Annotated in this window: 25 protein-coding genes and 2 riboswitches; of the genes, 10 read left to right on the top strand and 15 right to left on the bottom strand. The window is 70.1% G+C overall.

Annotation, left to right across the window (positions count from 1 at the left end; translation table 11 throughout):
- Positions 1–42 precede the first annotated feature (42 nt).
- From ABC337_RS02295 to ABC337_RS02310, 4 genes are all read left to right on the top strand, one after another.
- Positions 43–789 carry an alpha/beta hydrolase gene (locus ABC337_RS02295; protein ID WP_412882541.1) on the top strand — a complete coding sequence of 249 codons (747 nt, stop codon included), beginning with the start codon at positions 43–45 and terminating at the stop codon, positions 787–789.
- The gene (locus ABC337_RS02300) at positions 789–1,628 is read left to right on the top strand and encodes a DUF1295 domain-containing protein (protein WP_412882540.1); all 840 of its coding nucleotides are present in this window, start codon (positions 789–791) and stop codon (positions 1,626–1,628) included. The genes ABC337_RS02295 and ABC337_RS02300 overlap by 1 nt, the downstream gene beginning before the upstream one ends.
- The gene (locus ABC337_RS02305; RefSeq protein WP_412883243.1) at positions 1,628–2,458 is read left to right on the top strand and encodes a lysophospholipid acyltransferase family protein; all 831 of its coding nucleotides are present in this window, start codon (positions 1,628–1,630) and stop codon (positions 2,456–2,458) included. Before ABC337_RS02300 ends, ABC337_RS02305 begins: the two co-directional genes overlap by 1 nt.
- Before the next feature lie 189 nt (positions 2,459–2,647).
- The gene (locus ABC337_RS02310) at positions 2,648–4,093 is read left to right on the top strand and encodes a short-chain fatty acid transporter (RefSeq protein WP_412882539.1); all 1,446 of its coding nucleotides are present in this window, start codon (positions 2,648–2,650) and stop codon (positions 4,091–4,093) included.
- A 71-nt stretch (positions 4,094–4,164) separates the two neighbouring features.
- Here ABC337_RS02310 and ABC337_RS02315 read toward each other — a convergent pair whose 3' ends face one another.
- The 3 genes from ABC337_RS02315 to ABC337_RS02325 form a co-directional block, all read right to left on the bottom strand.
- On the bottom strand, positions 4,165–5,190 hold the full coding sequence (locus tag ABC337_RS02315; RefSeq protein WP_412882538.1) for a GNAT family N-acetyltransferase: 1,026 nt from the start codon (positions 5,188–5,190) through the stop codon (positions 4,165–4,167).
- A 2-nt stretch (positions 5,191–5,192) separates the two neighbouring features.
- On the bottom strand, positions 5,193–6,578 hold the full coding sequence (locus ABC337_RS02320) for a glycine--tRNA ligase (RefSeq protein WP_412882537.1): 1,386 nt from the start codon (positions 6,576–6,578) through the stop codon (positions 5,193–5,195).
- Positions 6,579–6,703: 125 nt separating this feature from the next.
- Positions 6,704–7,678: a DMT family transporter gene (locus ABC337_RS02325; protein WP_412882536.1), complete on the bottom strand. Its 975-nt coding sequence runs from the start codon at positions 7,676–7,678 to the stop codon at positions 6,704–6,706.
- Between the two features lie 33 nt (positions 7,679–7,711).
- Here ABC337_RS02325 and ABC337_RS02330 point away from each other — a divergent pair, with 33 nt between their 5' ends.
- A complete protein-coding gene (locus ABC337_RS02330; protein ID WP_290258422.1) occupies positions 7,712–7,948 on the top strand; it encodes an RNA-binding S4 domain-containing protein in 237 nt (78 codons plus the stop codon).
- A gap of 20 nt (positions 7,949–7,968) precedes the next feature.
- Here the strand turns inward: ABC337_RS02330 and ABC337_RS02335 are convergent, their stop codons facing one another.
- Complete coding sequence (locus ABC337_RS02335; protein WP_412882534.1) at positions 7,969–8,631, bottom strand: alpha/beta hydrolase; 663 nt, start codon at positions 8,629–8,631, stop codon at positions 7,969–7,971.
- Between the two features lie 148 nt (positions 8,632–8,779).
- On the opposite strand from ABC337_RS02335, the gene ABC337_RS02340 reads away from it, so the two are divergent.
- Positions 8,780–9,619: an SGNH/GDSL hydrolase family protein gene (locus ABC337_RS02340; RefSeq protein WP_412883242.1), complete on the top strand. Its 840-nt coding sequence runs from the start codon at positions 8,780–8,782 to the stop codon at positions 9,617–9,619.
- Between the two features lie 65 nt (positions 9,620–9,684).
- A complete protein-coding gene (locus tag ABC337_RS02345; protein WP_412882533.1) occupies positions 9,685–10,248 on the top strand; it encodes a hypothetical protein in 564 nt (187 codons plus the stop codon).
- An 18-nt stretch (positions 10,249–10,266) separates the two neighbouring features.
- On the opposite strand, the gene ABC337_RS02350 is transcribed toward ABC337_RS02345, so the two are convergent.
- Positions 10,267–11,751 (bottom strand): CoA-acylating methylmalonate-semialdehyde dehydrogenase, encoded by a 1,485-nt coding sequence (locus ABC337_RS02350; RefSeq protein ID WP_412882532.1) that lies wholly within the window; start codon positions 11,749–11,751, stop codon positions 10,267–10,269.
- A 27-nt stretch (positions 11,752–11,778) separates the two neighbouring features.
- The gene (mmsB, locus tag ABC337_RS02355) at positions 11,779–12,681 is read right to left on the bottom strand and encodes a 3-hydroxyisobutyrate dehydrogenase (protein ID WP_412882531.1); all 903 of its coding nucleotides are present in this window, start codon (positions 12,679–12,681) and stop codon (positions 11,779–11,781) included.
- A 172-nt stretch (positions 12,682–12,853) separates the two neighbouring features.
- On the opposite strand from mmsB, the gene ABC337_RS02360 reads away from it, so the two are divergent.
- Positions 12,854–13,753: a LysR family transcriptional regulator gene (locus tag ABC337_RS02360; protein WP_412882530.1), complete on the top strand. Its 900-nt coding sequence runs from the start codon at positions 12,854–12,856 to the stop codon at positions 13,751–13,753.
- Between the two features lie 14 nt (positions 13,754–13,767).
- Here ABC337_RS02360 and ABC337_RS02365 read toward each other — a convergent pair whose 3' ends face one another.
- The 5 genes from ABC337_RS02365 to ABC337_RS02385 all read right to left on the bottom strand — a co-directional run bounded on the left by ABC337_RS02365 (position 13,768) and on the right by ABC337_RS02385 (position 20,050).
- Positions 13,768–14,370, bottom strand: a complete 603-nt coding sequence (locus tag ABC337_RS02365; protein WP_412882529.1) for a TetR/AcrR family transcriptional regulator — start codon at positions 14,368–14,370, stop codon at positions 13,768–13,770.
- A 146-nt stretch (positions 14,371–14,516) separates the two neighbouring features.
- Positions 14,517–15,512, bottom strand: coding sequence for an NADP-dependent oxidoreductase (locus ABC337_RS02370; protein ID WP_412882528.1), 996 nt, complete (start codon positions 15,510–15,512; stop codon positions 14,517–14,519).
- Positions 15,513–15,698: 186 nt separating this feature from the next.
- Positions 15,699–17,081, bottom strand: coding sequence for an MFS transporter (locus tag ABC337_RS02375; protein ID WP_412882527.1), 1,383 nt, complete (start codon positions 17,079–17,081; stop codon positions 15,699–15,701).
- A gap of 191 nt (positions 17,082–17,272) precedes the next feature.
- Positions 17,273–18,421 carry a homoserine O-acetyltransferase MetX gene (gene metX, locus ABC337_RS02380; protein WP_412882526.1) on the bottom strand — a complete coding sequence of 383 codons (1,149 nt, stop codon included), beginning with the start codon at positions 18,419–18,421 and terminating at the stop codon, positions 17,273–17,275.
- 13 nt (positions 18,422–18,434) lie between these two features.
- Positions 18,435–18,550, bottom strand: a riboswitch (SAM riboswitch).
- Positions 18,551–18,733: 183 nt separating this feature from the next.
- Positions 18,734–20,050 (bottom strand): bifunctional o-acetylhomoserine/o-acetylserine sulfhydrylase, encoded by a 1,317-nt coding sequence (locus tag ABC337_RS02385; RefSeq protein ID WP_412882525.1) that lies wholly within the window; start codon positions 20,048–20,050, stop codon positions 18,734–18,736.
- Positions 20,051–20,135: 85 nt separating this feature from the next.
- Positions 20,136–20,252, bottom strand: a riboswitch (SAM riboswitch).
- A 192-nt stretch (positions 20,253–20,444) separates the two neighbouring features.
- Between ABC337_RS02385 and ABC337_RS02390 the strand changes: the two genes are divergently transcribed.
- A complete protein-coding gene (locus tag ABC337_RS02390; RefSeq protein ID WP_290258432.1) occupies positions 20,445–21,083 on the top strand; it encodes a VOC family protein in 639 nt (212 codons plus the stop codon).
- Positions 21,084–21,219: 136 nt separating this feature from the next.
- Here ABC337_RS02390 and ABC337_RS02395 read toward each other — a convergent pair whose 3' ends face one another.
- On the bottom strand, positions 21,220–21,990 hold the full coding sequence (locus ABC337_RS02395) for a CPBP family intramembrane glutamic endopeptidase (RefSeq protein WP_412882524.1): 771 nt from the start codon (positions 21,988–21,990) through the stop codon (positions 21,220–21,222).
- An 80-nt stretch (positions 21,991–22,070) separates the two neighbouring features.
- Between ABC337_RS02395 and ABC337_RS02400 the strand changes: the two genes are divergently transcribed.
- Positions 22,071–22,727 (top strand): histidine phosphatase family protein, encoded by a 657-nt coding sequence (locus ABC337_RS02400; protein WP_412883241.1) that lies wholly within the window; start codon positions 22,071–22,073, stop codon positions 22,725–22,727.
- Between the two features lie 6 nt (positions 22,728–22,733).
- Here ABC337_RS02400 and hutI read toward each other — a convergent pair whose 3' ends face one another.
- Genes hutI through ABC337_RS02415 form a run of 3 tightly spaced genes read right to left on the bottom strand, consistent with a single transcriptional unit; the run spans position 22,734 to position 26,344 of the window.
- Positions 22,734–23,945 carry an imidazolonepropionase gene (gene hutI / locus ABC337_RS02405; protein ID WP_412882523.1) on the bottom strand — a complete coding sequence of 404 codons (1,212 nt, stop codon included), beginning with the start codon at positions 23,943–23,945 and terminating at the stop codon, positions 22,734–22,736.
- 11 nt (positions 23,946–23,956) lie between these two features.
- Positions 23,957–25,072, bottom strand: a complete 1,116-nt coding sequence (locus tag ABC337_RS02410) for an NAD(P)/FAD-dependent oxidoreductase (protein ID WP_412882522.1) — start codon at positions 25,070–25,072, stop codon at positions 23,957–23,959.
- Positions 25,073–25,129: 57 nt separating this feature from the next.
- Complete coding sequence (locus ABC337_RS02415; protein WP_412882521.1) at positions 25,130–26,344, bottom strand: glycine C-acetyltransferase; 1,215 nt, start codon at positions 26,342–26,344, stop codon at positions 25,130–25,132.
- Between the last annotated feature and the right edge of the window lie 51 nt (positions 26,345–26,395).

Raw genomic sequence — 26,395 nt, forward strand, 5'->3', positions numbered from 1 at the left:
GGTGTTGGTATGGGCAGGACAAGCAGGGTGGAGGACACTATCGTGGCCAGGCGAATTGCAGACGAGCGCGAACACACGGGCCCGGGCCCGGAGGCCCGGGCGGAGCTGAGCGTCGCCGACGCCGCGGGGCAGACCCGCGGCGTCGCACTGGTGCTGCACGGTGGACGGGCGGACAGCTTCGACCAAGTCCGTGCCCGGCACCTCAGCCCGGCCCGGATGCTGCCCTTCGCCCAGGCCCTGCGCAGCCAGGGCGGACCGCATGGCCTGGCGGTCTGGACCATGCGGAACCGGTACCGCGGCTGGAACGGCCCGGACATGTCCCCCGTGCAGGACGCCCGCTGGGCCCTGTCGCAGATCGCGCGCGAACACCCGGGCGTCCCGGTCTTCCTGCTGGGCCACTCCATGGGCGGCCTCACGGCCCTCTGCGTCGCCGACGATCCGCAGGTTGCCGCCGTCGTCGCCCTCGCCCCCTGGCTGACCGACGCGACGCCGGTGGAGCGCGTGGCGGGCCGCCGCGTCCTGATCGTCCACGGCGACGAGGACCGCTGGACCAGCCCGGTGAACTCCCTGGCCTACGCCCGCCGCGCCGAGGGCGTTGCCGCCTCGATCGACTACGTCTCACTCACCGGCGCCGGGCACTTCATGTTCCGCCGCGTGGGGCTCTGGAACTCCCTGGCCAACGGCTTCATCCTGGATTCCTTCGCCGCCAGCACGGGCGCCGAACCGGCTGGCACCGACGCGCTCCGCCAGGTGCTGCCGGCCACGGCGGCGCTGCCGGTGGTCCTCTGATGCAGGCTTTCCCGCCGGTGGACTTCCCGCTGGCAGCATTCCTGGCAAGCCTGCCGTGGGCCGCGGCGGGCATCGTGGCTCTGCTGGCCGTGACGTTCACCGTCGCCGTCCGGCAGCGCCGGCACTCGGTGATGGACGTGGTGTGGGGGCCCGGCTTCGTTGTCGTGGCGGCGGTGTCGTGGCTGCTCTCGGCCGGGCACGGCGACGGCGGCCGGCGGCTCCTTCTGCTGGCGCTCGTGTCCGTCTGGGGCCTCCGGTTGGGCGTGCACATCGGTGTCCGGGCCCGCGGCGGGCACGAGGACCCGCGCTACACCGCCATGCTCGATGGCGCGCCCGGCTCCCGGGATGTGTACGCGCTGAGGCGGGTCTATCTGCCCCAGGGCATCGTGCTGTTCTTCGTCTCGCTGACCGTTCAGGTGGGAATGTTCGCCACCGCTCCCCTGGGCTGGCTGGCCCTTGCCGGGGCGCTGCTCTGGGCCTTGGGCTTCGTCTTCGAGACCGTCGGCGACCGGCAGTTGGCGCAGTTCAAGGCCGATCCGGCCCGGCGCGGCACCGTCCTGGACACCGGCCTCTGGCGCTACACCCGGCACCCGAACTACTTCGGCGACGCGGCCGTCTGGGCGGGGCTGTTCCTGGTGGCCGCGGACTCCTGGCCCGGTATCCTCACCGTCCTCTCCCCCGCCCTGATGATCTGGACGCTCGCCGGCAAGACCGGCAAACCCCTGACCGAGAAGGCAATGGCCGGCCGCCCGGGCTACAAGGAATACGTCGAGGCGACCTCCGGGTTCCTCCCGTGGCCGCCGCGGACCCGGCGCGCGGCAACGGGCACGGGGCACTGATGGAACGGTTCCCGCACTGGCGCCCGGCGCCCAACGACCGGTTCTACCGCTCGATCGTGCGCACCGGCCAGGCCCTGCGCTGGTTGTTCCAGATCCGCATCATCGTCACCGGCCAGGAGCACCTGCCGGCCCCGGAACACCGCGGCACCGCCTCCCGCACCCCGGTTCCCGGCTCCGGCGCCGTCGTCGCGATCACCCACTTCGGGTACTTGGATTTCGCCGCCGCGGAGCTCCTGCTGTGGGCGCGCAACAAGGCGCAGATGCGCTTCCTCATCACCCAGGGCGCGGCGGACCACTGGTTCGCCGGCCCCGCCGTCAGCGCCGCCGGGCACGTCGTCGTCGGCTACGAGACCGGCTCCCACGCCTACGACGCCGCCGTGCAGAAACTGCGCGCCGGAGAGTACGTGGCGATCCTTCCCGAGGCCGGCGTCAGCCGCAGCTTCAAGGTCCGCGAGTGCAAGACCGGCGCCGTACGGATGGCCGCCGAGGCGGGCGTGCCGATCATCCCGGTCTCGGTCTGGGGCGCGCACCGGATCATGACCCGGCACCACGGCTTCTCGCCGCTGCGGGCCTGGCGCGCCCCCGTGCGGGTGCACGTGGGCGAAGCCCTCACACCGGGCCCGGGGGTCGACGTAGCCTCCGCCACCGAGGCGCTGCGGACGGTGCTCCAAAACGGGATCGACGTCGCCATGGCCGACTTCCCCCTGCGCCCCGCACCCGGGGCCTGGTGGATGCCCGCCGACCAGGGCGGCGGGGCTCCCACGGAGGAACAGCGGCGCCGGCTGGACGAGGCCGAGGGCCCCCGCCGAGCCCGCGCCCGCCGCCGCTGAGCTCCACCGGTGAGCTCCGCCGCCGAACTTCGCCGCCACTAAACGCCGCATACCGACCGCTCGGCGCTCCGCTGGCGGCCTGACGGCCCAGGGCCGGGCCAACACGCGCCGATGAACCCGGGACGGGGCGGCGTGCTGGCTAAACTCCATCGGGTAGAAAAACGCACTCAATGGAGAGGTACACCCCCGGTGGCAAACACAGCCCTGACCACAAGCACTATCGGCGAGGAACGCGGTCTCGCCCGCATCGCCCAACGGATGGCCGCCTGGACGGAGAAGTGGTTCCCGGATGCTTACATCTTCGCCCTCGCCGGGGTCATCATCATCGCCCTCGCCGCACTGGCCATCGGCGCCTCCCCGCAGTCGATCGCCGACTCCTTCGGCAACGGCTTCTGGGACCTGACCGCCTTCACCCTGCAGATGGCCATGGTGGTCCTCACCGGCTACGTCGTGGCAACGTCCCCGCCGGTGGCGCGCCTGATCAACCGCCTGGCCATGGTCCCGGCCACCGCGCGCACCGCCGTCAGCTTCGTGGCCCTGATGTCCATGTCCGTGTCCTTCCTCAACTGGGGGCTGAGCCTGATCTTCGGCGGCCTGCTGGCCCGTGCCATCGCCCGCCGCAAGGACCTGACCGTCGACTACCGGGCCCTCGGCGCGGCCGCCTTCATGGGCCTCGGCGCCGTCTGGGCCCTCGGCCTGTCCTCCTCCGCAGCCCAGCTGCAGGCCACCCCGGCCTCGCTGCCGCCGGCGCTGCTGAAGATCACAGGCGTTCTGGACTTCGGCACCACCATCTTCACCTGGCAGTCGCTGCTGACCCTTGCCATCCTGATGCTGCTGACCACCGTGATCGCGCACTTCTCGGCACCGCAGGGCGGCTCGATCCGCACCGCGCAGGACCTGGGCGTTGACCTCGACGACGCCCCGACCGAGCCGGCGCCCCGGTCCCGGCCGGGTGAGTGGCTCGAATACAGCCGGATCCTTCCGATCCTGGCCGGGCTCCTGACCCTGGGCTGGCTGGTCTCCCAGTTCCTGACCAAGCCGTTCCTGTCCGTGGTCAGCAGCCTCAACGGCTACCTGCTGGTCTTCCTCATCCTGGGCCTGGTGCTGCACGGCACGCCGCGGAACTTCCTGCAGGCGGTCACCAAGGCCGTCCCGGCCACCGCCGGCATCCTGGTCCAGTTCCCGCTCTACGCCGCGATGGCCGCGATCCTGACCAAGGCCACCGGCGCCGGCGGCATGTCCATCTCCGGGCACCTGTCCGAGTTCTTCGCCCAGATCGGCAGCGGCGGCGGGTTCGCCGTCGTGATCGCCCTCTACACCGCGTTGCTGGGGCTGCTGGTCCCCTCCGGCGGCGGCAAGTGGCTGGTGGAGGCCCCGTACGTGATGCAGTCCGCCACGGATGTGCAGATGAACCTGGGCTGGACGGTGCAGATCTACAACATCGCCGAGGCGCTCCCGAACCTGGTCAACCCGTTCTTCATGCTGCCGCTGCTCGCGGTGTTGAAGCTCCGCGCCCGCGACCTGGTGGGCTTCACCTTCCTGCAGTTCCTCTTCCACCTCCCGGTGGTGCTCCTGCTCGTCTGGCTGCTGGGCATGACGTTCGACTTCGTCCCGCCGGTGATCCCCGGGAAGTAGCCCTTAAACCACCTGACCCGCAGCTGTTGTCATCACGACAACAGCTGCGGGTCAGCGTGGTTTAAGGCGGCTTAGGCGGGGTCGGAGAGGATCAGCGTGTCCGCCTCGGCCAGCCGGGCGGTGCCGGCCTCCAGCAGGGGTTCGACGACGGCGGTCAGCGCCTCCATCGAATCGTCCAGTTCCAGCAGCACGGGGTACTGGTAGGCGATCAGGGCCAGCAGGTCGCGGACCGCGGCCCGGGCGTCCTCAGCGGAGAGCTCCGGGTCGTGGCCCAGGAACACGTCCGAGGGCTCGGCCCCGCCCGCAGCGGCCGCACCGGCGTCGGGGGTGCCCGTCTCCAGGGCGCCGGTCTCCAGGGCGCCCTGCGCATAGCTGACGGCGAAGGCCTGCAGCTTGCCCTTCTTGCTGGCCGGGACGCCGGCGCCGAAGGCACTGGCCTTGGGCGCGCGCAGCACGATAGCGCCGCGGGCCCCGGTCAGGTCATCCAGGAAGAGCCGCTGCACCGTCGCGATGCTGAGCTCCCCCGGGGTGTCCCAGTGGTGGACGGCGGTGTAGTACCGGCCCACAACGTCGCTCAGTTCCACCGAACCGGTGGCCAGGTCCTCGATCTGCTCGGAGGCCGCGGCCTCGGAGCCGTCGCCGAAGACGGGCAGCTTCAGCGAGCCGGGTTCGACCACCACCAGGCGGGAGCGCTGAATGGGGGTTAGACCGGCGGCCTCGGCGAAGCCGGCGCCGGGGGTGCCGGGTTCGACCTTGGTCCGCAGCCGGGTCACGCCGGAGGGCGACTGCTGGGCTTCGTGCCGGAGCATGGCCAGCAGCGTCGAGCCGATGCCGGCCCGGCGGTGGTCCCGGGCCACCTCGACGTACACCCAGAGACGTTCCGGGTGCAGCGTGGCCTCGTGCACGACGCCGGCCGCGACCGGGATGGCCACGCCGTCGACGACGTCCTCGGCCACGATGCAGCGGCGCCACGGGGTGTTGCTGGAGGGCGCCAGGGCGGCGCGGAACTGCCGGGCCTGGTCCGTTTCCGGGCCGCCCCAGATTTCCAGCAGCGCCAGGTCGTCGCCGTCGCGCCAGGGGCGGTACTCGATCGCCATGCTCAGGCGCCGATCAGCCGCGCGGCGAGGTAGCCCTCCACCTTGTCCAGGGCGACGCGCTCCTGGCTCATGGTGTCGCGTTCGCGGATGGTGACGGCCTGGTCCTCGAGGGTGTCGAAGTCCACGGTGATGCAGAACGGGGTGCCGATCTCGTCCTGGCGGCGGTAGCGGCGGCCGATCGCGCCGGCGTCGTCGAAGTCGATATTCCAGTTCTTGCGCAGCTGCGCGGCGAGGTCCTTGGCCTTGGGCGAGAGGTCCTCGTTGCGGCTCAGCGGCAGGACGGCGGCCTTGACCGGGGCCAGGCGCGGGTCCAGCTTGAGCACGGTGCGGACGTCGACGCCGCCCTTGGCGTTGGGGGCCTCGTCCTCCACGTACGCGTCGATCATGAACGCCATGAAGGACCGGGTCAGGCCGGCGGCGGGCTCGATCACGTACGGGGTGTAGCGCTCGTTGGTGGCCTGGTTGAAGTAGCTCAGGTCCTGGCCGGAGGCCTTCGAGTGGGTGGAGAGGTCGAAGTCGGTGCGGTTGGCGATGCCCTCGAGCTCGCCCCACTCGGAGCCGGAGAAGCCGAAGCGGTACTCGATGTCCGTGGTGCCCTTGGAGTAGTGGCTGAGCTTTTCCTTGGGGTGTTCGAAGAAGCGCAGGTTCTCCTCGCGGATGCCCAGGCCCGTGTACCAGGCCATGCGCTCCTTCATCCAGTACTCGTGCCACTGCTCGTCGGTGCCGGGCTCGACGAAGAATTCCATTTCCATCTGCTCAAACTCGCGGGTGCGGAAGATGAAGTTGCCCGGCGTGATCTCGTTGCGGAAGGACTTGCCGATCTGGCCGATGCCGAACGGCGGCTTCTTCCGGGAGGTGGTGAGCACGTTGTTGAAGTTCACGAAGATGCCCTGGGCGGTTTCGGGGCGCAGGTAGTGCAGGCCCTCCTCGCTGGCGACCGGGCCCAGGTAGGTCTTGAGCAGGCCGGAGAATTCCTGCGGCTCGGTCCACTGGCCGCGGGTGCCGCAGTTGGCGCAGACGATGTCCTTGAGGCCGTTCTCGGCCGGGCGGCCCTTCTTTTCCTCGTACTCTTCCTCGAGGTGGTCGGCGCGGTAGCGCTTGTGGCAGGAGAGGCATTCGACCAGCGGGTCGGAGAAGACCTCGACGTGGCCGGAGGCTTCCCAGACCTGGCGGGGCAGGATGACGGAGGAGTCGAGGCCCACGACGTCCTCGCGGCCGCGGACGACCGACTGCCACCACTGCCGCTTGATGTTTTCCTTCAGCTCGGCACCGAGGGGACCGTAGTCCCAGGCAGAGCGTGAGCCTCCGTAGATTTCGCCGGCCTGGAAGACGAATCCCCGTCGCTTGGCGAGGGAGATGATCTGGTCGAGTACGGATTTTGCTGCCATGGGAACTCCATTTTCTACAGGGCCGCTGGGTGCGGTCCGCGCGGTTGGCCCCGGGTCACCGGCTGGTTGCCGGGCGGGGTGGTACGAACGGGGTGATTCAAGGTCCTAGCCTACCCGTGTGGCCCCTACCGTTTCAGCGCGTTCCGGGACCAGGGCAGGCTGGCCAGGACGATCGCGGCAAGGGTGAGCAGGGTGCCCAGCACGGTGGGGAGGGCGACGACGGTGCCGGGGGCCGGCAGCGCGAGGTCCAGGCCGAGCGAGCCGAGGAGCTGCCCGGCGATCATGCCGAGGCCGGTGACCAGCACGCCCAGGCTGCGGACCAGGAACGCGGCGACGGCGATGAAAATGCAGCCCATGGGGCCGCCGAGGTAGTACCACCACTGTCCGGGCAGGCCGTTGCCGGCCCCGGCGATGGCCAGTTTGATGCCCCAGGCCAGCCACAGCAGCACGCTGCCGGCGATGAAGTTCACCAGGGTGGCGGTGATGGGGGTGCCGTAGTGGACGGTAGCGGTGCCGTTCATGGCCTGCTGGAAGCTCATCAGGAACCCGGCCAGCACGGGCAGCAGCACCGGCAGGATGAGCTGCAGCGGGTCCGAGGCTCCTGCGCCCCCGGAGAAACGGGGCGAGACGGCCCAGGCGACGGCTGCGACGGTGAGGACGCTGCCGATGACCCGGATGCCGGTGATCGGCCGCTTGCCCGCCGGGCCGATGCCCATCCGGTCCACCAGCAGGCCGCTGAGGGTCTGGCCGGTGACGGCCGCGACGGTAAAGAGCGCCACGCCGAGCAGGCCCACGGTGAAGGACTGCGCGAAGACGAAGAGCGCGCCGATGGCCCCGGCCAGCACGTAGTAGCGCGGGAAGCGGCGTTCCCGCAGGGCCGGCAGCACCGCCGCCAGCCCCGCCCTGCCCCTGGGCAGCGCCAGGGAGATGGCGATCATCAGGATCAGGCCGGTGGTGAAGCTCACCACCGCGGCGGCGAGGCCGTCGGCCAGCGCCATGCCGAGGGCGCCGTTGACGCGGGCCTGGACGGGAACCAGGAGGCCGGCGATGACGGCGGCGAGGAGTCCGAGCGGCAGCGGCAGCCGGGGTGTGTGGGTCATTGGTGGCACCTTTGGTCAGGCATTATTGCTTGTATGAGCAACCCGGAAATTGATGAGGTCCCGATCCGCGACGAGATGATCCGGCTGGGGCAGCTGTTGAAGCTGGCCAGCCTGGTCGAGGACGGGGTGGAAGCGGCGGAACTGATCAAGAACGGGCTCGTGAAGGTCAACGGGGAGATCGAGGAGCGCCGCGGCCGGCAGCTGCACCACGGCGACGTGGTCACGGTCAACGGCGAGTCCGTCCGGATCAGCACCCCCGCGGGAGCCTAGCGGAGCGTCACGGCAGGCCCCTAGGCGGTGAGTACCTCGTGGGTGAGGAACTCCCCCACATGGCCCACCTCCTGCTGGTTGATCCCGTGCCACATGCCCGTGTAGAGCACCTTGGTGAGCTTGACGTGCCTGCGCACCCAGCCCATGGTGAATTCGATCTTGTCCGCGGTGATCACCGGGTCCTGCTGGTCCCTGCCCCAGAACATCGGCACGGTGCCATCCAGCTCGGCGTCGTGGAAGGTGGGGTCACCGGCGGCGTCCACGGCGAAGCCGGAGAGGCCGACGACGGCGGCGTAGGCCCCCGGGCGGCGGCGCAGCAGCGTGGTCGCCAGGGCCATCCCCATCGAGAAGCCCAGCAGCGTCACCGACGGGTGTTCCCCACGGACCGAGTCGATCCAGTGCTCGGCGTAGGCGGCGGCTTCCTTGACAGCGTCGAGCGAGTACTCGATGGACGCTGTCAGCGGGAACCACGTGAAGCCGGGGCCGGTGGGCAGCGGTGCCCGCAGCGAGGCCACGACGAAGTCCTGCGGCAGCATATCCGCGAGGCTCATGAGGTCCTGTTCGTTGGCGCCGTAGCCGTGCAGCAGCACCAGCAGGGGCCGCCCGGCCCGCTCGGATTCGGGCCGGGACCAGAGGACGACGGGTTCGGGAAAGGTTGCGGGGTAGCCGGCGGCGTCAGTCATGGCTCCATTCTTACAGTTACCAATCAGTAACATGCGACGGTGGCGCGATTTGCGGGGCAAGGGGCAGGATGGAACGGTGAGCGAAACAAAAGCAACGGAGAACGATCCGGACCGCACGGTCAACCACCCCTGGACCCGTTATGTGGCGATGGGCGATTCCTTCACCGAGGGGATCGGCGACCCGGAACCCGCGAGCCCCGGCGGCCACCGCGGCTGGGCGGACCGTGTGGCCGAGGAGCTCAGCCGGGGGCACGATGACTTCGCGTACGCCAACCTGGCGGTGCGCGGCCGGTTGCTCCAGCAGATCGTGGACCAGCAGCTCGCCAATTGCCTTTCGCTGAAGCCGGACCTGGTCACCCTCTCCGCCGGCGGCAACGACCTCATCCGCCCAGGCGGCGACCCCGACGTGCTGGCCGAGCGGCTGGACTCGGTGGTGCAGATCCTGAGCCTGAACGGCGCCACGGTGGTGCTGTTCAATGGCCCCGACACGGGGTCCTCGGTGCTGGGCAGGATCCGCAGCAAGGTGGCGATCTACAACGAGAACCTCCGCACGGTGGCGGCCCGGCATGACGCGGTGATCGCGGACATGTGGTCCCTCCGGCAGCTGAGCGACCCGCAGATGTGGGACGCGGACCGGCTGCACTTCTCCCCGCTGGGCCACCACACGATCGCCGCGATGGTGCTCGATTCCCTGAATGTCCAGCACACCCTGGAACCGCTCTCCCCCAAGCCGCTGCCTCCGCAGACCTGGCGCGAGGCGCGCACCGGGGACCTGATCTGGGCCCGGGAGCACTTCGTGCCCTGGGTGGTGCGCCGGCTGCGGCACCGCTCCTCCGGCGACGGCATCACCGCCAAGCGTCCGCTGGCCGGGCCGGTGTTCGGTCCCGGCGTGCCGCTGGGCTCCGGTGAGGGGCCCAAGGGCACCGGGACCGGCGCCGCCGGGGGCTCGGCCGGCAGCGCGGACGCCGCCGACGCCCTGCGGTCCTGAACCCGGCACCGGCTGCGGGTGCCGGGCGTTAAGCTGGGAGATCATCTTCTGAGAGGCCCGGTACCGTGAGTATTTTCTTTTGGATCATCATCCTGTCCCTCGTGATTCCTGCCGCCATGCGCTACTACCGGCGCTCGGTGCAGAACAAGAACCGGGACCAGGGCATGCCGGGCGGCTTCGGGGGTTTCCCGGGCACCGGCCCGGGTCCCGGCCAGAGCAACCAGCCGCGGGACGGCTTCACCCAGCGGGACTACTACGGCGGCTTCGGCCAGCTCAATCCCCCGCAGCCGCCCACCGGCCAGCAGTACCCGGGAAACCAGTACCCCGCCGGCCAGCCCTACCCGGGAAACCAGTACCCGGGGAATCCTGCCCAGAGTAACCAGTTCCCCGCGCCGCAGCCGCCGGTCCCCTACGAGGACAGCGAGCAGTACCGGAACAACCCGCCCCGGCCCGCCCCGCAGCCGCAGGGTTCAAACAGCCCGCAGGACGTGCCGCCGGTCCTGCCGCCGTCGTCGAACGCGCAGGGCTACCGCGCCCGCAAGCTCGCCGAGCTGGACCAGATGTACAGCAACGGCGAGCTTGCGATGGAGGACTACATGGCCCGGCGCGCGGAGATCATGAAGGGCTGATCGGAACGGGCCGTCACCCTAGTCGACCTGCGGGAAGCCCAGGTCGATCACCGAGGTGGAGGGGTCCGGCCACCGGGTGGTGACCACCTTGCCGCGGGTGTAGAAGCGGATGCTTTCCGGGCCGTACATGTGGGTGTCGCCGAAGAGCGAGTTCTTCCAGCCGCCGAAGGAGAAGGTCCCCACCGGCACCGGGATCGGAACGTTGACGCCCACCATGCCGGCCTCGACGTCGAACTCGAACTGGCGCGCCGCGCCGCCGTCGCGGGTGAAGATCGCCACGCCGTTGCCGAACTCGTTGTCGTTGACCAGCTGCACGGCGTCGGCGTAGGTCTCGACCCGGACCACGGAGAGCACGGGGCCGAAGATCTCGTCGTCGTAGACCTTCATGCCGGGCTTGACGTGGTCGATCAGGCTGACGCCGATGAAGAAGCCGTTGGAGTTGAACTCCTGCTCGCGGCCGTCCACCACCACGGACGCGCCTTCGTCCGCGGCGCCCGCCACGTAGGATGCCACCTTGTCGCGGTGCTCGGCGGTGATCAGCGGCCCCATCTGGGAGGCCGGGTCGGTGCCGGGGCCGATCTTCAGCGTGGCCATCCGGGTCTTGATCGCGCCGACCAGGTCGTCGGCGATGTTGCCGACGGCCACCAGCACGCTGACGGCCATGCAGCGCTCACCGGCGGAGCCGTAGGCGGCGGAGACCGCGGCGTCGGCGGCCATGTCCAGGTCAGCGTCGGGGAGGACCACCATGTGGTTCTTGGCGCCGCCGAGGGCCTGGACGCGCTTGCCGTGGTCGGCGGCGCGCTTGTAGATGGACTGGGCGATCGGGGTCGACCCGACGAAGCTGACGGCCTTTACGTGCGGGTGTTCCAGTAGCACGTCCACGGCTTCCTTGTCGCCGTGCACCACGTTCAGGACGCCGGCGGGCAGACCCGCCTCTGCGAAGACCTGGGCGATGAAGACGGCGGAGGACGGGTCCTTCTCGCTGGGCTTGAGCAGCACGGTGTTGCCGCAGGCCAGGGCACTGCCGATCATCCACAACGGAACCATGGCGGGGAAGTTGAACGGGGTGATGCAGGCTACGACGCCGACGGGCTGGCGGACGGAGTGGACGTCGACGCCGCCGGAGACCTGCTCGGAGCGTTCGCCCTTGAGGGCGTGGGAGAGCCCGGTGGCGAACTCGATGTTCTCGAGGCCGCGGGTGATCTCGCCCTCGGCGTCGGAGAGGACCTTGCCGTGCTCGCTGGTCAGCAGCGCGGCCAGCTCCGGCCGGCGCTGCATCAGCAGTTCGCGGACCCGGAAGAAGATGGCGGTGCGGCGGGCCAGGCTGGTGGCGCGCCAGCCGGGCAGGGCGGCGCGGGCGGCGGCGATGGCTTCCTCGACCCGGGCGGCGGAGGCGAGGGCGACTTCCTTCTCCTGTTCGCCGGTGGCCGGGTTGAAGACGGGGCCGTAGCGCTCGGCGTCGGAGACCAGTTCGCCGTTGATGACGTGGGGAATGCGTTCCATGGGGGTTCTCTTTCTCGGGGTCCGGCGCTATTTGGCGGCTTCGAAGGAGCCGTCGACGAGCTTCACGATCGCGGAGCAGTCCGTTCCGGACTGGCCGCCGTCGATCAGACGCTGGAAGAGCTGCTGGACGTGCTGGCCGATCTCCAGCGGGGTGCCGGTGTCCTGGGCGGCGCTGATGGCCAGGCCGATGTCCTTGTTGGCCAGCTCGGCGGTGAATGTGGGGGCGAAGTCGTTGTTGGAGGCGGCGGTGGGGACGACGCCGGCCACCGGGTACCAGGTGCGCAGCGCCCAGCTGTCGCCGGAGGAGACGGAGGCAATGTCCCAGAAGACCTGTTTGTCCAGGCCCAGCCGGTCGGCCAGGACGGCGCCCTCGGCGGTGGAGGCGAGGTTAATGAAGAGCATCAGGTTGTTGCAGATCTTGGCGGCCTGGCCGGTGGTGGCGCCGCCGGTGGGGATGATGTTCGCGGCCATCGGGCGGATGAACTCGGTGGCGTCGGCGACGGCGTCGGGCTTGCCGCCGATCATGAAGGTGAGGGTGGCGGCCTTGGCGCCGCTGATGCCGCCGGAGACCGGGGCGTCGACGAAGCGGAACCCGGCCTCGGCCGCGGCGTCGTGCAGGGCCTGGGCGGAGGCGATGTCGATCGTGGAGGAATCCACCAGCAGGGTTGTGGTGTCCGCGTGGGCAAGGACGCCGTCCTCGCCGAGGTAGACGGCGCGGGCGTGCTCGCCCTTGGGCAGCATGGTGAAGACGACGTCGGCGCCCTTGACAGCCTCCGCGATGCTGCCGGCGGGGGTCACTCCCCCGGCCTCGGCGGCCGCGACGGCGTCCGGGTTGAGGTCGAATCCTCGGACCTCGTGTCCGGCCTTGGCGAGGTTGACGGACATGAATCCGCCCATGTTTCCCAGTCCGATCCAGGCGACAACTGCCATGGCTAAAGCTCCTTTGCTTGGTGTGGCTGATCGTTCCGTGCGGAACTCCCCGCGCTTCGGCGGGACACTGTGTCCACCATCACACCCTGTTACAGTGCAATCAAGACAAAAAAGTGAAGATGCCATGTGCAGCCATGCACATGGCGACCGTAAGCACCGAGAGGCCCGGACCGTGAACCGCCTGCCCAGCCCCGATGACCTGCTGATCCTGCTGACCGTGGCGCGGCTGGGCCGCTTCAACGCCGTCGCGGAGGCCCTGGGCACCACGCACACCACGATCTCGCGCCGGATCCTGGCGCTGGACAAGCAGCTGGGCGGCCGGACCCTGGAGCGCACCCCGCAGGGCTGGGAACTGACCGAACTGGGCGGCCAGGCGGTGGCGGCGGCGGAGGCGATCGAGGGCACCCTGGGCGCGCTGAGCGGCCGGATCGCCCGGCGGGATGACGTGCTGGCCGGGCTGGTGCGGATCAGCACCCCCGATGGTTTTGGCGCCGAGTTCGTCACGCCGGCGCTGGTCCGGCTGCAGCGCGAGCACCCGCAGCTGAACGTGGAGGTGCTCAGCGCTACCCGGAAGGTCAGCCAGAACCGCTCGGGGGTGGACCTGGAGGTGGTGGTGGGCAACCTGGAGGTCAGCAGTGCCCAGACCATCTTCCTGGCCAACTACTTCCTGCGGCTCTACGCCAGCCCGCAGTATGTCCGCGAGCACGGGACGCCGGAGACGCTCGACGACGTGCGCCGGCACGGCTTCGTCTCCTATGTCGAGTCCGCCCTGCAGGTGGCGGAGCTGGGCCACCGGTCCACGCAGCTGCCGATGCCCCGCTCCAGCTTCCAGGCCACCAGCATCTTTGCCCAGGTGGAGGCGGTCCGGCGGGCGGCCGGGATCGGGCTGCTGCCGAACTTCCTGGTGGTGGGCAAGGAGGGGTTCGTGCCGGTCCTGCCGGCCGACTTCCAGCGCCAGCTCCCCATCTGGGCCGCGGCGCGGGCCGAGTCGCTCCGCTCGGCGCCGGTGCAGGCCGTGCTGGCCGCCCTCCGGGCGGAGATCGCCGAGCGCCAGGACGTGCTGACTGGGTAAACCGGAACGGGGCCTCAGCCGGGGAGGATGGCGCGGAGCTGGGCGGTGATCTCGGCGAGGAGCTCCTCGACGCCCTTGGCGGCGTTGGCCGTCACGGCCAGGGTGACGAACATGACCGCGGAGACGACGTGGGCCAGGGTGGCCGCCGCGTCCGGGCCGAGCCCCTCGCGCCGCTGCAGGACCCCGGCCACGGCCTTCTCGGTCTCGATCGTGTAGCCCAGGGCATCGCGGTGGTGGGGTTCCCCCGGGTCGCCGAAGACGATTTCGCGCAGGTAGGTCCGGCCGTTGTCGACCTGGACCCGGTTGCACTCCACCACCGGACGCAGGATCGCCATCACGGCGTCGAGCGTTCCGGCGGCCCGCTCCGCCGCGGCCGTCCCGCGCACCAGCGCGTCGGCGTACGCGGAGTTCTGCACGAGCAGAAGCAGCTCGGCCTTGGTCCTGGCGTAGAGGAACAAAGTCCCGGTCCCGATGTCGGCCTTGTCGGCGATCTGCTGGGTGGTCACGTCGTCGACGCCGAATTCGGTGAAGAGTTCGCGGGCGGCGGCGGTGATGCGGTCGAGTTTGTCCTGCTTGTTGCGCTCGCGACGGCCGGGCCGCGGGGCTGCAGTGGGCATGGTGCGTCCTTCGGGAATGTGGTCTGACTGCGCTCAGCTCTGAGTATATTCACTGACGACGATGCGGGGCGCCCCGCTCCCCGGCACGCCACGGCTACTCCCCGGCCGGGCGGCCGCCGGGAGCTTCCCGGGGCGGCCGCCCGGCATCAGGGGTTGCTGATGACGGTCTTGCCGCGGATGCCGCCCTGCTCCACGCTGGCCACCGCCTCGACCGTCCGGTCAAAGGGGAAGACGCGCCCCACGACGGGGCGGATGACGCCGCGTTCCACCAGTTCGGTGATCCGGCCCAGCTGGGCGCCGTCGGCGTGCATGAAGAGGAATTCGTAGCTGACGCCGAGTTTCCTGGCCTGGGCACGGACCTTTCGGCTCAGCGCGGCGATCACGAGGCGCAGCACCGGATTCAGTCCGGCCTCGCGGGCGAACCGGGGATCCGGCGGCCCGGCGATGCCGATGGCCTTGCCGCCCGGGGCGAGGATCCGCAGCGACTTTTCCAGGTTCGCCCCGCCGAGGCTGTCCAGCACCAGGTCGAAGCCGCTGAGCGTGTCCTCGAAGTCCTCGGTCTTGTAGTCGATGACGATGTCGGCGCCCAGTTCGCGCACGAAGTCCGCGTTCCCGCCGCTCGCGGTGGTGGCCACGGTCGCGCCGAGGTGTTTCGCCAGTTGGATAGCGATGGCCCCTACTCCCCCGGCGCCGGCGTGGATGAGGACCTTCTGGCCCGGCTGGACGCCACCCCTCTCGACCAGCGCCTGCCATGCGGTGAGGGCCACCAGCGGCAGCGATCCGGCCTCCTCGATGCTGACCGTGGCGGGGGACGGCGCCAGGTCCGCCTCGGCGACGGCGACCACTTCGGCGAAGGTGCCGATGCGGCGGGCGTCGGGCCGTCCGTAGACGAGGTCGCCGGTCGCGAAGCGGCGCACCTCCGCGCCCACCCGGACCACCGTGCCCGCGACGTCGTTGCCCAGGATCAGGGGCAACCGGTACGGCAGGATCTGCTTGAACTCACCGGCACGGATCTTCTCGTCCAGCGCGTTGACGCCGACGGCCTGCATCCGGATGAGGACGTCCCGAGGGCCGACGGCGGGTTCGGGCGCCTCGATTTCCTGCACCGGGCCCTTGTACTTGCTGACGGCAAACGCTTTCATGGCTGATCCCTTGGTGTCGTGAAGGCCCGGATAATATTTACCGAGCACTCTCAATATTGAGTGCACTCAGTATTATTGCCAAGGCCCACACAAGGGCAGCCCCCGTCTCCGCGGTGCGGTGACGGGGGCTGCCGGTGAAGCGTTGTAGCGTTTGCCTGCTATTTCTTGCCTGTTACTTCTTGCCTGTTACCTCTTGCCAGCGGCGAGGAGGTCGGCCGTGCCCTGGGCGTCGGCGGCGTCGACGTCGTGCAGGGAGATGCCGCGGGTTTCCTTCAGGAAGAGCACCGCGACGGCGGTGATCGCGCAGGCGATCGCCAGGTAGATGGCAACCGGGACGGAGGACTTGTACTGACCCAGCAGCGCGACGGCGATGATCGGGGCGAGCGAGCCGGCCACGATCGAGGTCACCTGGTAGCCGAGGGAGACGCCGGAGTAGCGCATCCGGGTCGGGAACATCTCGGCCATGATGGCCGGCTGGCCGGCGTACATCAGGGCGTGGAACAGCAGGCCGATGATGACAGAGGCCAGGATGATGAAGTCGTTGCCGGTATCCATCATCGGGAAGGCGAAGAAGCCCCAGGTGGCACCGAGGACGGCGCCGGCCATGTAGACCGGGCGGCGGCCCAGGCGGTCGGAGAGCCGGCCCACCATCGGAACCACGGAGAAGTGGATCGCGTGCGCCACCAGCAGCAGGAGCAGGATGCGGGTGGTGTCCGCGTGGACCACGGTCTTCAGGTAGGTGATGGAGAAGGTCACCACGAGGTAGTAGAGGATGTTTTCCGCGAAGCGCAGGCCCATGGCGGTGAAGACGCCGCGGGGGTAGCGGCGGAAGACCTCGGCGACGCCGTAGCCCTTGTGGCCGGCTTCGACCTCCTTACGGGCCTCGAGGAAGATCGGGGCGTCGTTGACCTTGGTGCGGATGTAGTAGCCGATCAGGACGATCACGGCGGAGAGCCAGAACGCCACGCGCCAGCCCCAGCCGAGGAAGTCGGCGGAGGACAGGGTGGAGGAGAGGACGAAGAGCACCGCGGTGGCGAAGAGGTTGCCCAGCGGCACGGCGGACTGCGGCCAGCTGGCCCAGAAGCCGCGGGACTTGCTGGGGCTGTGCTCGGCGACCAGCAGGACGGCGCCGCCCCACTCACCGCCGACGGCGAAGCCCTGGGCGAAGCGCAGGAAGACCAGGAGGGCCGGGGCCCAGTAGCCGATCTGGGCGAAGGTGGGCAGGCAGCCCATCAGGAAGGTGGAGACACCCACCAGGATGATGCTCAGCTGGAGCAGCTGCTTGCGGCCGAACTTGTCACCGAAGTGGCCGAAGACGATGCCGCCGATGGGGCGGGCGACGAAGCCGACGGCGTAGGTCAGGAAGGCGGCCAGGATGCCGTCCAACTCAGTCTGGGAATTGGGGAAGAAGGCCTTGCCGAAGACCAGGGTGGCGGCGGAGGCGTAGAGGAAGAATTCGTACCACTCCACCACCGTGCCGGCCATGGAGGCGGCGACGACTTTCTTGAGGCCGGACGCCTTAACGTCGGTTTCCTCTGCGCGCCTCGCGGCGGCGTTTTCCGTGCTCATAAGAACTCCTTCGGTGTCGCCATCGACACCCTGCGGCTTACTGGGCTGACTCCGTGTGAGTTGGACCACACGCGGTCATTCTCCACGAGTATGGAGCGTCACCGCCGGAGCCTCAACGACCAATCGCGCAGAGCCTATCTGCAAAATTGCACATCAGTCCCCGGCAAGAGCCTGCGAAGAAGCCGTAAGGCTCAGGCGAAGAACGCCTCCCGGAGGACGCCGCCCAGCTGGCCGATCTCGGTCAGGAACCCGTCATGGCCGATCGGGGCGGAAATGACGTGCACGGGCACCTCCCCCGGCAGGGCCGCCGCGAGCTCCCGGGACTGTTCGGGAAAGTACAGTCGGTCCGAGTCCACGGCGGCGATGAAGAACTCGGCGGTGGCCCCGGCGAGCGCCTGCTGCAGGCTTCCGCGGCCACGGGCGACGTCGTGGCTCATCAGCGCCTCGGTGATGGCGATGTAGCTGTTGGCGTCGAAGCGCTGCACCAGTTTGTTGCCCTGGTGGTCCAGGTAGCTCTCCACCTGGTAGCGGCCGCGGCCGGACAGCGGGCCGGGTGCGAGCGGGGTCTCGCCGTCCTGCCCGGTCCGGCCGAAGCGGCCCTCCAGTTCGGCAGCGGAGCGGTAGGTGATGTGCGCGATGCGCCGGGCCAGCGCCAGGCCCTCGTGCGGCTCGGGCCCGCCGTAGTAGTCGCCGCCATTGAAGCGCGGGTCCTGCCGGATCGCGAGGGTCTGGGCCTGGGCGAAGGCGATCTGCTCGGCGGTGCTGTAGGCGCCGACGGCGATCACGGCGCAGCGGCCCACGCGTTCCGGGTAGCTGACGGCCCACTCCAGTGCCCGGGCGCCGCCGAGGGAGCCGCCGAGCACGGCGTGCCAGCGGTTGATCCCCAGCGCGTCGGCCATCCGGGCCTCGGCCGCGGTGCTGTCCCGCAGGGTGACGAGCGGGAAACGGGACCCCCAGGGCCGGCCGTCGGGTGCCGGCGTGGACGGGCCGGTGGAGCCGTAGCAGCCGCCGAGGATGTTGATGGACACCACGAAGTACCGGTCCGTGTCCACGGGCGCGCCGGGGCCGGCGAGCTGTTCCCACCAGCCGGGTTCCCCGCCGGCGCCGCGGGTGACGTGGGTGTCCCCGGTGAGGGCGTGTTCGATCAGGACGGCGTTGGAGGCGTCCGCGTTCAGGGTGCCCCAGGTCTCGTAGGCCAGCACCACCTCCGGCAGGACGGCCCCGGATTCGAGTTCCAAAGCGCCGACGGACACGTACTGCACGGTGCCGTCGGGGACGGCGGTGTTTCCTGCTGCGGGACTGGTGGCGGGTACACCCGTTCGGGTGACGGCAATCGTCATGTTAAAAGACCTCACTTCGCGCTTGCCTGCCGTCAGTTGACCGGCAGGCCAGGTCTTCACCCGGGGCACCCCGCCGCAAAAGGAGGGTTGCCGGCCAGCAAGCCGGGGCTGTCGCTGGCACTCATGACCTGCACCGAGTGTACGAAAGAGGGCGGTGCCGTGGCCAAGATTGTGACTTGCATGTGACAGCCGCCCGCCCGGCCGCGCCGTTTCCCCACCTTTGGGCGCCGCGGCCGGCGGGTCGCCGCGGACACGCCGCGCCGGCCGCCGTCGGGCCCGCAAAGGTGGGGAAATCCGGCAGGGGTCCCGGGACTAGCCGGCCTTCGCGGCGCGGAAGCCGGCGTCGAGGTCCGCCAGGATGTCGTCGATGTGCTCCAGGCCAACCGAGAGCCGGACCAGGCCCGGGTGGACGCCCGCCACCGCCTGCTGCTCCGGGGTGAGCTGGCTGTGCGTGGTCGACGCCGGGTGGATCACCAGTGAGCGCACGTCGCCGATGTTCGCCACGTGCGAGTGCAGCTCCAGGGCGTCGACGAAGCGCTTGCCGGCCTCCACTCCCCCGGCGATGACGAAGGAGACGACGGCGCCCGTGCCGCGCGGACCGTACTTCCTGCCGCGCTCGTACCAGGGGCTCGAGGGCAGTCCCGCGTAGGCGACCGATTCGACGTCGTCCCGGCCCTCAAGCCATTCGGCCACCCGGGTGGCGTTGGCGACGTGCCGCTCCACCCGCAGGCTCAGCGTCTCGATGCCCTGGGCGATCAGGAAGGCGTTGAAGGGCGCGACGGCGGAGCCGAGGTCGCGCAGCAGCTGCACCCGTGCCTTGAGGATGTAGGAGAGGTTGGCCCCCAGTGCGCCGTCCGCGCCCAGGTCCCGGGCGTAGACCAGCCCGTTGTAGCTCGGGTCCGGGGTGTTGAAGCCGGGGTACCGCTCCGGGTCCGCGCCGAAGTCGAACTTCCCGGAGTCCACGATCACGCCGGCGATCGCCGAGCCGTGGCCGCCCAGGTACTTGGTGGCCGAGTGCACCACGATGTCCGCGCCCCATTCCAGCGGCCGGATCAGGTACGGGGTGGCGAGGGTGTTGTCCACGATCAGCGGCACCCCTGCCTGGTGGGCCACATCCGAGATGCCCTCGAGGTCCAGGACGTCCTGGCGCGGGTTGGAGACCACCTCGCCGAAGAACAGCTTGGTGTTCGGCTGCACCGCCTCGCGCCACTGGTCCAGGTTGTCCGGGTCCGCCACGAAGGTCACGGAGATGCCGAACTTCTTCAGCGTGTGGGCCAGCAGGTTGTAGGTGCCGCCGTAGAGGCTGGGGCTGGCCACCACGTGGTCCCCGGCCTCGGCGATGTTGAGGATGGCGAAGGTTTCCGCCGCCTGCCCGGAGCTGAGCAGCAGCGCGCCGAGGCCGCCCTCCAGGCTGGCGATGCGCTGTTCGACGGCGTCCTGGGTGGGGTTGCCGATCCGGGTGTAGATGGGGGCGAGCTCGGCCAGGGCGAACCGGTTCGCGGCGCTCTCGGCGCTCGGGAAGACGAACGACGTCGTCTGGTAGATCGGCAGCGAGCGGGCGCCGGTGGCGGCGTCCGGCTGCTGGCCGGCGTGGATCTGGCGGGTTTCAAAGGACCAGGCGTTGGACATGGCGTCTCCTGTGACTGGGCTCAGGACGGCACCGGCTCCCGGGTCCAGCACTGCTGGCAGGTCCCGGACAATCGGCACGGCCCTGGCGCCGCGCTTGCCCCGCCGGCGGGCGCCGGAGGGCCAGGTCTTCACCCGGGGCACCCCACCGCGCAAGGAGGGTTGCCGGCCAGCGAGCCGGGGCTTGTCGCTGGCACTCATGACCTGCTCCCAGTGTAGGAAGCCGGAAACCGGCCCGGATAGCTTTGTGACAAAGATGAAGAAACCGATCCCCGGGACGGCTTGTCCGGCGGATTTCCGCGGCCGCGCCGGGCGGCAAGGGGGTCCGCCGGACGGTCCCGGCGAGGTTAGGACAGCCTAAGCTGAGAGGTCCATCACAAAGTGCCAAGATGAGGGCATGCGCATGGATCACGTCTCTTACGCCTGTGAAAAGGATGGCCTCGCGGCCACCACCGACCGTATCGCCACGGCCCTCGGGGTCGAGGCCGTCAAGGGCGGCGTGCACCCCCGTTTCGGCACCCGCAACATGATCATCCCGCTCGCCGGGCACAAGTACCTGGAGGTCGTGGAGGTCCTGGACCACCCGGCGTCGGATAAGGCACCGTTCGGCCAGGCGGTCCGCGCCCGCTCCGCCGCCGGCGGCGGCTGGATGGGCTGGTGCGTCGAGGTCGACGACCTGGCACCCTTCGAGGAACGCCTGGGCCGCGCCGCGGTCAACGGCAACCGCAAGTTCCCCGATGGCCGCGAACTGGTCTGGAAGCAGATCGGCATCCTGGGCCTCATCGCGGATCCGCAGGTGCCGTACATGCTCAAGTGGGAGGGCGACCCGGCACTGCACCCGTCCAACGCCTACGAGAGCTCGGTGAAGATGTCCGAGCTGACCATCGCCGGCTCCGCGCAGCGGGTCACCGAATGGCTGGGCGAACCGGTGGAGAAGCCGCTGGAGGACGTGGCCGTGAACTGGCAGGCCCCGCACGGCACGCCGGGCATCCTCTCGGTCACCTTCGAGACCGCCTCCGGCGCCGTCACCATCTAGGGCTCCGGCCCGCCACAACTTCGGCCGCCGGCCGCGGGTGTCAATGACGCCACCCGCCGCCGGGGGCCGAAACTCTTTAAGCCGATCCCCGACTCGTCAAGGCAGGTGACGGCACCGCAGGAGACCCCAGGACACCTCAGCCCAGGCCGACCGCCTTGCCGAACAGGCTGAAGCCCACGAACGCGACGATGTCCAGCAGCGCATGCGCGATCACCAGCGGCATCACCCGCCGGGTCCGGGTGTAGACCAGGGCGAAGATGACGCCCATGATGGCGTTGCCGATGAACGGCCCGAACCCCTGGTACAGGTGGTAGCTGCCGCGCAGGATGGAGCTCGCGGCGATCGCCGCCGGCAGCCGCCAGCCGAGTTTGCCGAACCGGTCCAGCAGGTACCCCACCACGATCACCTCCTCGACGATCCCATGCCGGATGGCGGAGAGGATCAGAACGGGCACGGTCCACCAGTAGGTGCCCAGCGCGCTCGGGATGATCGCCGTCGTGATGCCCAGGGCCCGGCCGGCGGCGTAGAGGCCCAGCGACGGGATGCCGATCAGCAGGAACAGGCCCACACCCTGCAGCAGGTCCTTTCCGGGGCGGGCGAAATCGAACCCGAGCTTCCGGAATGCCGAGCCGCCGCCGGGGGTCCCCGGCTCGCGGGGACCGGTGAGGAAGTAGAGCACCAGCAGCACGGGGACGAGCGCGAAGATGATGTCCAGCAGCTGGTAGGTCAGGTCGAAGTACTCGCGGCTGCTCTGGGAGCGGTTCAGCGTGGAGGTCCCCTCGGCCAGCGGCGCCTGCGAGAGCTTGTCCAGCAGCTGCACCACCGAGTACACCGCCGACTGCCCCAGCGAGAGTCCCAGCACAATCCATACTTCGAACCGCACGCGGCGGGGGGAGGTAACCAGCATGGTCCTATCTTGCCTGCCGTTGCCGGGAGTTGGCCGGACGCGCCTATGCTGGGGCTGTGAGCGCGCCCGGGAAAATCCTGATGATCCGGCACGGCCAGTCCGCCGCCAATGCCGATACCTCCATCTACAACCGGGTGCCCGATTACCGCATCCCGCTGACCGAACTGGGCGTCGAGCAGGCCCGGGCCGCCGGCGCCGAACTCCGCCGCCAGCTGGACGGGCAGCAGGTCTGCGTCTACGTTTCCCCGTACCTGCGGGCCTACCAGACGCTCGAGGCGCTGGGCCTGGGCACCCTGACCGAGCGGGTGATCGAGGAGCCCCGGCTGCGGGAGCAGGACTGGGCGAACTTCCAGATCGCCGGGGACATCGAGGACCAGAAGGAGCTCCGGAACGCCTACGGGCACTTCTTCTACCGGTTCCGCGAGGGCGAGTCCGGGTCCGATGTCTACGACCGGATCTCCTCGTTCATGGAGACCCTGTACCGGCACTGGTCCAAGCCGGACTACGCGCCCAACGCCCTGTTCGTCACGCACGGGCTGACCATGCGGCTGTTCTGCATGCGCTGGTTCCACTGGTCCGTGGAGTACTTCGAGTCGCTAAACAACCCGGACAACGCCGAGCTGCGCACCCTGCACCGCACCGGGGACGGCAAATATGAACTCGACAAGCCGTTCAGCCAGTGGGTGGAGCGGCGCGTGGACGAGACGGTGCTGCACGCCCCGCCCATGGTGTTCTAGGACGCGCTAGCGGGCGCGGACCCCGGCGCGCCAGACGGCGTGGGTCAGCGGCATGCCCGGCCGGTAGGCCAGGTGGGTGGCCGAGGGGGCGTTGAGCAGGTGCAGGTCCGCCCGGTGGCCGACGGCGATCGACCCCACCGCGCGTTCGCCGTCGACGTCGTTGCCCGACTCCCGGCCCAGCGCCAGCGCCCCTCCGTAGGTCGCGGCGCGCACCGCTTCGTGCACGCTGAGCCGCATCTGCAGCACCGCGGTGGTGACGCAGAAGGCCATGGAGCTGGTGTAGGAGGTGCCGGGGTTGGCGTTGGAGGCCAGGGCCAGCTGCACGCCGGCGTCGAGCAGTTCGCGGCCGGGAGCCAGCGGCTGCCGGGTGGAGAGGTCGCAGGCGGGCAGGCAGGTGGCCACCGTGCCGCGCTCCCCCGCGCCGGCCGCGGCTTCCCAGCCGGACCAGCTGTCCGCGAGGTCGCGCACGTCCTCCCGGGACAGGTAGTTCACGTGGTCCACGCTGGCGGCCCCGAACTCCACCGCCAGCCGCACGCCCGGGCCCTCGCCAAGCTGGTTGCCGTGCACCCGCAGGCCCAGGCCCGCCTCCCGGCAGGCCGCCAGCACGCGGCGGGACTGCTCCTCGGTGAAGGCGCCGCGTTCGCAGAAGACGTCGGCCCAGCGCACGTAGGGCCGGACGGCGGCGAGCATCGGCCCGCAGACCAGGTCCGTGTACTCCTCGGCGTCCATGCCGGCAGGGACCAGGTGGGCGCCGAGGTAGGTGACCTCGTCGGCGACCGTGGAGGCGATGCGGGCGCTGCGGGCCTCGTTGTCCACGTCCAGGCCGTAGCCGGTCTTGGTCTCCAGGTACGTGGTGCCCTGCGAGACGGCCTCCGCCACCCGGCCCAGCGCCAGGCGGGTGAGGTCGAAGTCGCCGGTGGCCCGGGTCGCGCCCATGGTCACGGCGATGCCGCCGGCGCTGTACTCCTCCCCCGCCATCCGCGCCTCGAACTCCGCCGTCCTATCCCCGGCGAAGACCAGGTGCGTGTGCGAGTCCACCCAGCCGGGCAGCAACGCGCGCCCCGCGGCGTCGACGGCGTCGTCCGCGGCCGGGGCGTCCGCGGCGGGGCCCAGCCAGGCGATGCGTTCGCCCTCGATAACCACGGCGGCATCGTGCAGGACCCGGTACTCAAGGTCCTGCGTCATCAGTTCGCCGATATTGGTGATCAGGGTGCTCATGGGTCCATTCTTCAGGCCCGGATGGACATCCGCGTCGCCGCCAACGCCGCCGCTGTCCGGGATGCCGGACTATCGGCCGGGAACGGCGCCCCCGCCGCCTGCCCGGCGAGGATCAATTCGGCGGCCAGTTCGGCGATCCCGGAAGAGGTCTGGAAGCCGTAGCCACCCTGGCCGGCGAGCCAGAAGAAGCCCGGCGCCTCGGCGTCGAACCCCACCACCGGGATGCCGTCGGAGGCCTCGGTGCGCAGCCCGGTCCAGGCCCGGCTGACGGCGTTGATGCCGAGGGTGGTCACCTCATTCAGGCGGGCGATCAGGGCCTCCACGTCTCCCGGGTACGGCCGGGCGTCCTCGGGACCGCTCGGGACCTTCTCCGAGGGCGAGATCAACACCTGATGCCGGCCTTCCGGGCGGAAGTAGAAGCTGTCCGTGGCGGCCACCATCGGGCAGCCGGGCGGGAGCGGATTCTCGACGTCGACGATCGCCGCGGTGCGGCGGTAGGGCTGCAGGCCCAGCTTCTCGACGCCGGCGAGGACGGCCAGCTCGTCCGCCCAGGCGCCCGCGGCGTTGACCACGACGGCGGTGGAGAGCGCCTCCTGCCCGGCGCCCAGTTCCCAGCCGGAGCCGGTGCGCTGCGCGGAGTGGATGCGGGCGCCGGTGATGATGTCCACGCCGCCGGCGACGGCCCGCTCCCGGTGGTCCTCCAGCAGCAGGGAGGCGTTGCAGGCGAAGGAGCCGGAGTCCAGCCCGGCGGCGGTGAAGCTCTCCGGTTTCAGCGCCGGGCAGAGCTTGAGCGCCTCGTCGTGGCCGATCAGGTGCATGAAGCCGCTGGCCTGCTCGCGGACCGCGTCCTCGTCGCCGATCAGCATGAACCGCCGGGGCGAGAGGACGGGTTCCGGGCGGGTGCCCTCGTGCGTGCCGATCAGTTCCAGGGTGCGCAGCGTCAGGTCCCTGACCACGGGCGGGCCGTAGCTGGGGATGAGCTGCCGGGCCGAGCGCGCCGAGGTGTGGTACCCCAGCGTCTGCTCGGCCTCGACCAGCGCCACGCTGCACTTGCCGGCCAGCGCCGAGGCCAGGGACAGTCCGGCGATGCCGCCGCCGGCAATCACAACATCGTATTGAGCTGACATGTCCCCCATCCTCGCACCCGCAGGGACATCCGTCAGCAGGTCTTGCGGACCGGGTTGCTACGCGGCGGCGGCGGCCTCCGCGCGGCTGGCCACGAATGCCTGGACGCAGCGTTCGACGTCGTCGGTGCTGTGCGCGGCGGAGAGCTGGACGCGGATCCGGGCGGCGCCCTTGGGGACCACGGGGTAGCTGAAGGCGGTGACGAAGACGCCGTGGCCGAGCATGGCGTCGGCCACCTTGGCGGCCATCACGGCGTCGCCGAACATGACCGGGACGATCGCGTGTTCGCCGTCGAGCAGCTCGAAGCCCTCCTCGGCCATCCGGCGGCGGAACAGCCCGGCGTTGGCGAAGAGCTTCCCGCGCAGCTCCGCGGAGTTCTCCACCAGGTCCAGAGCCTTCAGGGTGGCGGCGACGATCGCGGGGGCCAGGGAGTTGGAGAACAGGTACGGGCGGGCCTTCTGCCGGAGCATGGCGACGACCTCCCGGCGGCCGGAGACGTAGCCGCCGGAGGCGCCGCCCAGGGCCTTGCCGAAGGTGCCGGTGTAGATGTCCACCCGGTCCGAGACGCCCGCGTGTTCCGGGGTGCCGGCGCCGGTGGAGCCCATGAAGCCGACGGCATGCGAGTCGTCCACCATGACCATGGCGTCGTACTTGTCGGCCAGGTCGCAGATCGCCTCGAGCGGGGCGAGGTAGCCGTCCATCGAGAAGACGCCGTCGGTGACGATGATCTTGCGGCGGGCCGGGTTTTCCTGGTTGTCCGCCTCGATCAGGCGGGCCTCGAGGTCGGCCATGTCCCGGTTGGCGTAGCGGAAGCGGCGGGCCTTGCAGAGCCGGATCCCGTCGATGATGGAGGCGTGGTTCAGGGCGTCGGAGATGACTGCGTCCTCGGGGCCGAACAGGGACTCGAAGACTCCGCCGTTGGCGTCGAAGCAGGAGGAGAAGAGGATGGTGTCCTCTGTGCCGAGGAACGCCGAGACCCGCTCCTCCAGGGCCAGGTGCAGGTCCTGGGTGCCGCAGATGAAGCGGACGCTGGCCATGCCGAAGCCGCGGGAGTCCATGGCGTCCTTGGCGGCGGCGATGATCTCCGCGTGGTCGGCCAGGCCCAGGTAGTTGTTGGCGCAGAAGTTCAGCACGTCCGTGCCGGGCTGGCCGAGCTGGCCGGCCGTGATGCGGTTGGCCTGCGGCGAGTCGATGTGCCGTTCGGTCTTGAACAGGCCGGCGCTGCGGATCTCATCGAGTTCGTGCTGCAACTGGTCCTTGATGGCTGAATACATGGTCGGTGCGCTCCTGGGCTGGGTGGGTGGTTGTACGGTACCGGAAAGGGC

It is taken from the genome of Arthrobacter phoenicis, from assembly GCF_047238215.1.
Taxonomy (GTDB): Bacteria; Actinomycetota; Actinomycetes; order Actinomycetales; family Micrococcaceae; genus Arthrobacter.

Bases quoted from the DNA above. Each gene is read 5' to 3' on its own strand.
- ABC337_RS02300 (WP_412882540.1), top strand. From the start codon at position 789: ATGCAGGCTTTCCCGCCGGTGGACTTCCCGCTGGCAGCATTCCTGGCA.
- ABC337_RS02305 (WP_412883243.1), top strand. From the start codon at position 1,628: ATGGAACGGTTCCCGCACTGGCGCCCGGCGCCCAACGACCGGTTCTAC.
- ABC337_RS02315 (WP_412882538.1), bottom strand. From the start codon at position 5,190: ATGGCGATCGAGTACCGCCCCTGGCGCGACGGCGACGACCTGGCGCTG.
- ABC337_RS02320 (WP_412882537.1), bottom strand. From the start codon at position 6,578: ATGGCAGCAAAATCCGTACTCGACCAGATCATCTCCCTCGCCAAGCGA.
- ABC337_RS02325 (WP_412882536.1), bottom strand. From the start codon at position 7,678: ATGACCCACACACCCCGGCTGCCGCTGCCGCTCGGACTCCTCGCCGCC.
- ABC337_RS02330 (WP_290258422.1), top strand. From the start codon at position 7,712: ATGAGCAACCCGGAAATTGATGAGGTCCCGATCCGCGACGAGATGATC.
- ABC337_RS02335 (WP_412882534.1), bottom strand. From the start codon at position 8,631: ATGACTGACGCCGCCGGCTACCCCGCAACCTTTCCCGAACCCGTCGTC.
- ABC337_RS02340 (WP_412883242.1), top strand. From the start codon at position 8,780: ATGGGCGATTCCTTCACCGAGGGGATCGGCGACCCGGAACCCGCGAGC.
- ABC337_RS02350 (WP_412882532.1), bottom strand. From the start codon at position 11,751: ATGGAACGCATTCCCCACGTCATCAACGGCGAACTGGTCTCCGACGCC.
- mmsB (WP_412882531.1), bottom strand. From the start codon at position 12,681: ATGGCAGTTGTCGCCTGGATCGGACTGGGAAACATGGGCGGATTCATG.
- ABC337_RS02365 (WP_412882529.1), bottom strand. From the start codon at position 14,370: ATGCCCACTGCAGCCCCGCGGCCCGGCCGTCGCGAGCGCAACAAGCAG.
- ABC337_RS02370 (WP_412882528.1), bottom strand. From the start codon at position 15,512: ATGAAAGCGTTTGCCGTCAGCAAGTACAAGGGCCCGGTGCAGGAAATC.
- ABC337_RS02375 (WP_412882527.1), bottom strand. From the start codon at position 17,081: ATGAGCACGGAAAACGCCGCCGCGAGGCGCGCAGAGGAAACCGACGTT.
- metX (WP_412882526.1), bottom strand. From the start codon at position 18,421: ATGACGATTGCCGTCACCCGAACGGGTGTACCCGCCACCAGTCCCGCA.
- ABC337_RS02385 (WP_412882525.1), bottom strand. From the start codon at position 20,050: ATGTCCAACGCCTGGTCCTTTGAAACCCGCCAGATCCACGCCGGCCAG.
- ABC337_RS02390 (WP_290258432.1), top strand. From the start codon at position 20,445: ATGCGCATGGATCACGTCTCTTACGCCTGTGAAAAGGATGGCCTCGCG.
- ABC337_RS02395 (WP_412882524.1), bottom strand. From the start codon at position 21,990: ATGCTGGTTACCTCCCCCCGCCGCGTGCGGTTCGAAGTATGGATTGTG.
- ABC337_RS02400 (WP_412883241.1), top strand. From the start codon at position 22,071: ATGATCCGGCACGGCCAGTCCGCCGCCAATGCCGATACCTCCATCTAC.
- hutI (WP_412882523.1), bottom strand. From the start codon at position 23,945: ATGAGCACCCTGATCACCAATATCGGCGAACTGATGACGCAGGACCTT.
- ABC337_RS02410 (WP_412882522.1), bottom strand. From the start codon at position 25,072: ATGTCAGCTCAATACGATGTTGTGATTGCCGGCGGCGGCATCGCCGGA.
- ABC337_RS02415 (WP_412882521.1), bottom strand. From the start codon at position 26,344: ATGTATTCAGCCATCAAGGACCAGTTGCAGCACGAACTCGATGAGATC.